At 36.3% G+C, this 5,498-nt stretch carries 5 protein-coding genes; 2 read left to right on the top strand and 3 right to left on the bottom strand.

Going from position 1 to position 5,498, the window contains the following annotated elements; genetic code table 11:
* Nucleotides 1–345: 345 nt before the first annotated feature.
* Entirely contained in the window at nucleotides 346–1,122 is a 777-nt protein-coding gene (locus P4L16_06840; GenBank protein ID MDR3624836.1) for a hypothetical protein, read from the bottom strand.
* 312 nt (nucleotides 1,123–1,434) lie between these two features.
* On the opposite strand from P4L16_06840, the gene P4L16_06845 reads away from it, so the two are divergent.
* Nucleotides 1,435–2,130 (top strand): response regulator transcription factor, encoded by a 696-nt coding sequence (locus P4L16_06845; protein ID MDR3624837.1) that lies wholly within the window; start codon nucleotides 1,435–1,437, stop codon nucleotides 2,128–2,130.
* On the opposite strand, the gene P4L16_06850 is transcribed toward P4L16_06845, so the two are convergent.
* Together P4L16_06850 and metK are read right to left on the bottom strand one after the other, a co-directional pair.
* On the bottom strand, nucleotides 2,123–3,634 hold the full coding sequence (locus tag P4L16_06850) for a class I SAM-dependent methyltransferase (protein ID MDR3624838.1): 1,512 nt from the start codon (nucleotides 3,632–3,634) through the stop codon (nucleotides 2,123–2,125). The genes P4L16_06845 and P4L16_06850 overlap by 8 nt on opposite strands.
* A complete protein-coding gene (gene metK / locus P4L16_06855; GenBank protein ID MDR3624839.1) occupies nucleotides 3,619–4,863 on the bottom strand; it encodes a methionine adenosyltransferase in 1,245 nt (414 codons plus the stop codon). The genes P4L16_06850 and metK overlap by 16 nt, the downstream gene beginning before the upstream one ends.
* Before the next feature lie 54 nt (nucleotides 4,864–4,917).
* On the opposite strand from metK, the gene P4L16_06860 reads away from it, so the two are divergent.
* Nucleotides 4,918–5,328: a hypothetical protein gene (locus P4L16_06860; protein MDR3624840.1), complete on the top strand. Its 411-nt coding sequence runs from the start codon at nucleotides 4,918–4,920 to the stop codon at nucleotides 5,326–5,328.
* Nucleotides 5,329–5,498 lie beyond the last annotated feature (170 nt).

Consider the following 5,498-nt stretch of genomic DNA (forward strand, 5'->3'; position numbering starts at 1 on the left):
AAGAACATGCTGTCCACAAGGCTCAAGTATTAACCTATTTACGATTAACAAGACTTAAGCTAGGGCTGGTACTTAATTTTGGGCAAGGACGGCTTATTGATGGATTAACTAGAGTGGCTAATGATCTGTAACTCTCTGCGCTACCACGTCTCTGCGTCTCTGCGTAAAAGATAATGTAACGTACTCGTTGAAAACGCTATCACAAAATATACATAATAATTTTTTGCATTTTACGTTAACATGTCATTTCGATGAGAAGAATTTTCTTATAATTTCCTATTTTCTTTCGTAAAACATCCCGCTCCTAATTGCTGGTTTGTAGAGGAATTCTTGCTGCGCCAGAATTTAAAAATCAATTCTTGAACTTGTTTGTGTATATAAATCAAGAGGAGCTATTTCATTGGGTGCTATCATAAGCGCCCATTTAATCCATTGCTCGGCCTTTGCATATTCTCCTCTTTCAAATAGACATTTAGCATCGGCGATATGATTTTTTATTTCTTGCTTAAGATGAGGAAGATGCACGTTAAAAGAGGTGCAAATAGGATAGATCATTAAGAGGGCATCTACATCATTATTTTCATTGAGATAGGAAATTGCTGCCAAGAGCATGGAAGCAATTTCAGACTGAAAATCAGGAGCATACTCCTTGCATAATTGACTTGTAAAGAGCGTGAGTTCCTTGGCTTTTTGGAATTGTCTTTTTAATGCCCACAGCTCAATGCTCTTTTTATTTAGGTCGTTAAGTAATGTAAGAATTGAGTTACGAGAAGGATTTAGTGCTTTCCAAAGCGTTATTAAGTAAAGATTTTGAGATAAAGAAGAGTTGTTTTTTCCAAGAAGGGTTTGAAAGGTATCTGTTAAGTGTAAGAGGATACGTTCTTTATAGAGGAAGGGTTTTTTTTGAAAGATGTATCCTGCCTTGTAGAGCATGAGTAGCCTCTTCAGGCTTGCATGGGGTAGTTCCTCCATGAATTTGGCTTCTAGTTTGCTTGCATAAATTTTTCGGAAGATTTTTGTGCTAATAAAGGGTTTAAATAGTTGCGCCTTTTCTTTGGGAATAGGCGAGCTAAAAAGGTGAGTAGTAGTAAGTATTAAGATTAATAAAAGATGTCTATACATATTTCACAACATAAAAAGGAGATCATTCTGCGCTATATTTGATTCTCTTGCAAGCTATAATATGAAAGAATAATTGGACTTTAGATTGTTTTTATAGAAAAATGGTTATATAAATAGGTGTTTATATTCTTAGTATATTGGAAATCAACTGTTTGTAATTACATCATCTTCACAAAAAATTTATAATTTTTTTGACATGATTTAGGATATATATACATCGTGAGAGAAGAATTGTTGTAGAAAAATGATAAAAAGATATGATGTAGGTGTTTTTGATAACAATGACAACGCTATAAATTCTAGGAGATTCTAATGGCTCAGAAAAAGACAATCCTCCTGATTGAAGATGAAGAGGATATTGCAGCCTTAATTAAATTGCAAGCTGAGATATCTGGTTATAAGCTACATGTAGAGACAGATGGTATTAATGGGTATCGCGCTGTTGAAAGAGAGAGACCTGATTTAGTTATATTGGATATTATGTTGCCTGGCCAGAATGGTTTAGATGTATGTAGAAAAATGAAGGGGCATCCAGAGCTAAAAAATATCCCTGTCATTATTATTTCAGCCAAAAATGAAGAGATTGATGTGGTCTTGGGATTGGAATTGGGTGCTGATGACTACCTTGCTAAGCCTTTTTCTCCAAAAGTGCTCTTTTCTAGAGTTAAGGCTGTTATGAGAAGGGAAAAAGAGCCTGAAAATGTCTCTAAAATAATGACCTTTGGAGAGTTTACTTTAGAAGTGGATAGATATTTACTTCGAAAAGCGGATAAGTACATACCCATTACGCTTTCTGAGTTTGGTATTTTGCGTCGTTTGCTTATGAATAGAGGGCGAGTTTTGACTAGAAGTCAGCTTCTTGATGATGTACAAAATGATGATGCATTCATTATTGATAGAAATATCGATGTGCATATCGCTTCATTAAGGAAAAAGCTGGGTCCTGATTTTCATTGGATAGAAACAGTTCGAGGTGTTGGCTACCGCTTTTTAGAAGAGATCACTTGAACTTATCGTATGTCTGTGAATGGATGTTAGTTGGAAGAGCTATGAGTCTATTGCTGTTTTGATAGACTCCCTCGCATCTATCAAAAGTGCTTTTTAAAAGAAGAGGGCCTTCAGTTTCCCTCCAAAACGGTCTTTCTAGTTTTTCTTTATTGCATGTAATGAGGTACATATCTCTTTTTATGTCAGAATGAAAGTTGAGCGTTAGTGTTTGACAGCATAGCTTATGAAGGTGTGTAGAAAGGTTTATAGGCTCATTGATAACGCGCTCTATATTTAAACAATGCTCTTTGTTGTTGGGGTGCTCAAAGAACAGATAAGTTCCCAATTGAGTAAGACATTTAAAAACGTCTGCATAATTTTCACTAAAATGATGCATAACACTCATAGCAAGCACAATATCAAAATGTTCTGTATCTGCAAGAAGTAACAGATCTTCTAAGTTTAAATTTTTTGTGAGTAGAACAGTGTTGGGAAGATTGTTTTTATCGTAGAGAGGTATGAGCTGCTTCAAGGCCCATCTTCCAGCTTCTACCATAATAAAGGTCCCGCTAAATTGTTCTGCTAGCCTAAATGAAAAATAACCACAATTGGCTCCAATATCTAAGACCTTAATGGGACGCTTGAATTGAGAGCAAAGATTTGCAATATGCTGATAGCGCTCTTGGCAGTCTCTTTGACCCTTATAGATGCATCTACCTTTAAGCCATAGATCTTGATAAAAGATATCCTCTTGCGTTTTATTTTGCTTGAATAAAAGAGAGGGTAGAAGTTGGAAATCATTCTCTTGAGTATGTGTAGATTTGATAGAAACTAATTTTCCTTCTGTAAGAAAAGTGTTCCAAGGATGAGATTTTGTATTATATAATGATTCTAGAGTGCTTTTAGATGGATACATGCCTTCAAATTCAAAAAATGTCGACAGAGTAATGCCAGAGGGCCAATTAAGAGAGTATTGATTAAATTGCACAACTTTATTTTCGAATGAACTTTTGACAGAGACGTGATCTTCTGTCTTTTTCCAAAATGGCATGGAAAGATGCTTTTCTTGGCAGTGGATGTACTTTAATTCAGAAGAAGATGTTCCATAAAAAAAATGGGATCCAAGAGATAAAAAGGGAGTAATGTCATCATAGTAAAACCTTTTATCTAATAAGAGAACAATATCAAAATGCTCAACTTGTGATAGTTTAGAAAGCGCTTCTACAGATATTTTTTGGGTAAGAAGAATGCAATTCTTGTAGGCATTATAGTGACAAAAAGAATAAAGTGAGGAGAGTACTTTATCATCATCTTCTAGCAAGACAAATGTACCTGGAAATATATCTGCTAGGCGAAATGAAAAGTAGCCAAAATGTGCTCCTATATCAAGTACATTGATAGGGCGCTTATATTGCAGGCATAGCTTACGTATGGCCTCGAACCAAGAGTCTTCTTGACTTATCTTTTTTTTTGGATTCGTACCTTTTAGCCAAATGTTGTACAAAGCATTTACTTCACGCTGCAAGGTAACATGAGCTCTTTTGGGTTAATGAGATGTTGAACAAAGGAATGTTCTTTTCTTTTTGCTTTAAGAGCATCCATTGCCTTTAACAAATTGAGTGTCTGATTGGTTTTTTCCCATGTAAAGTCACAATCATTTCTACCAAAATGTCCACCCGTTGCGCTTTTTTTGTAGATAGGTCTTTTAAGGTTAAGTGCTGTAATAATCCCCTTTGGAGTTAGATCAAAAACTTCTTGTACCGCTTGGCTAATTAAATCTTCATCTACTGTTGCTGTTCCAAATGTATTTACAAATACAGAGACAGGTTTTGCAACACCTATAGCATAAGCTATTTGCACTTCACAGCGGTTTGCAAGGCCTGCTGCCACAATATTTTTTGCAACCCATCTGGCAGCATAAGCACCTGATCTATCTACTTTAGAGGGATCTTTTCCAGAAAATGCGCCCCCTCCATGTCTGCCCATACCACCATAGGAATCAACGATGATCTTTCTTCCTGTAACACCTGTGTCACCAGCGGGACCTCCGATGATAAAACGACCTGTAGGATTAATGTGAAATAAGATGTTATTGTTAAATAGTTTTTGAGGAATGACTCTTTGTGCCATTGCTTTCATATCTTTTACAATAGTTTCATGCGTTACATCTTCGGTGTGTTGTGTAGAAATAACGATTGTATCAATGCGAATGGGCTCATGTAATTCATTGTATTCAATGCTTACTTGAGTTTTAGCATCAGGTCTTAGGTAGGCAAGCTCTTTTGATTTATAGAGTCTCTCAAGTTCTCCGATAAGGGCGTGTGCAAGCATAATGGGAAGTGGCATAAGCTCTTCAGTTTCACTACAAGCAAATCCAAACATGAGGCCTTGGTCCCCTGCTCCTTGTTCTTTAGAGAGGCCATACCCTTCTGTAACACCTATAGAAATGTCTTCAGATTGTTTGTTGATGGCAATAAGTACTCCACACGATCTATAATCAAAGCCAATAGCAGGATCTGTGTAGCCTGCATCTTGGATAGTTTTTCTTACAATTTTTTGATAATCCAGCTGGGCTTTTGTTGTAATTTCTCCTGCAAGTACTACAAGACCTGTTGTTACAAGAGTTTCGCAGGCAACGCGCGAGTCACAATCGACTTCAAGACAAGCATCTAAAATAGCATCGGAAATTTGATCGGCTATTTTATCTGGATGCCCTCCAGAAACAGATTCTGAGGTAAAGAGAGTATTTTGCATGATCTGCTCCTTTCATGATTGAAACTAAACGGAAGCTCTTATATAGATTATTACATGTTTTGTATCAAAAATATTAGCATTTCAAGTTTTTATTTATTCATTTGTTGGAGTTTTTTCTCTTTTGCAGAACCTGAAAATGGAGAAAAAAGCAACTTACAAGGCTTTTTATATAAGACAAAAGAGGGTGTTTGGATTTTATCACCATTGCCACATCTCAAGAGTTGTTGTGTTGGAGCTTCCGAAAGGAGTTTAGAACAAGTTATACTAGATGGAGAATTTTCAGAAGAGTTACTTCATCGCGAAGTCTGTTTACAAGGCTTTCTTATGACAGAATCGAATACAAAGAAGCTGCTTCATGCAGAGCTTATACAGGATAAGAAAACACACATCCCTTGGTATACGCTTATCTTTGGAGGGATTATTGTACTATTCTTTGTTGTAAAACGCCTTATTCCCAAGGATTAAGGACCCTGGCTTCATTTTTACGCTCCTTGGTTAACGCCAGCTCGATTTTCAACTATCTGCTAATCAATAACTTGAATAGTTAAAACACGGAGACGCGGAGACACGGAGACTTATAATTTATCATTTATGATGCGTTCTACACCGTTTAGGATATCCAAATAAAGTGGTTC

Source organism: Chlamydiales bacterium (genome assembly GCA_031292375.1).
Lineage (GTDB): Bacteria > Chlamydiota > Chlamydiia > Chlamydiales > VFKH01 > JARLHF01.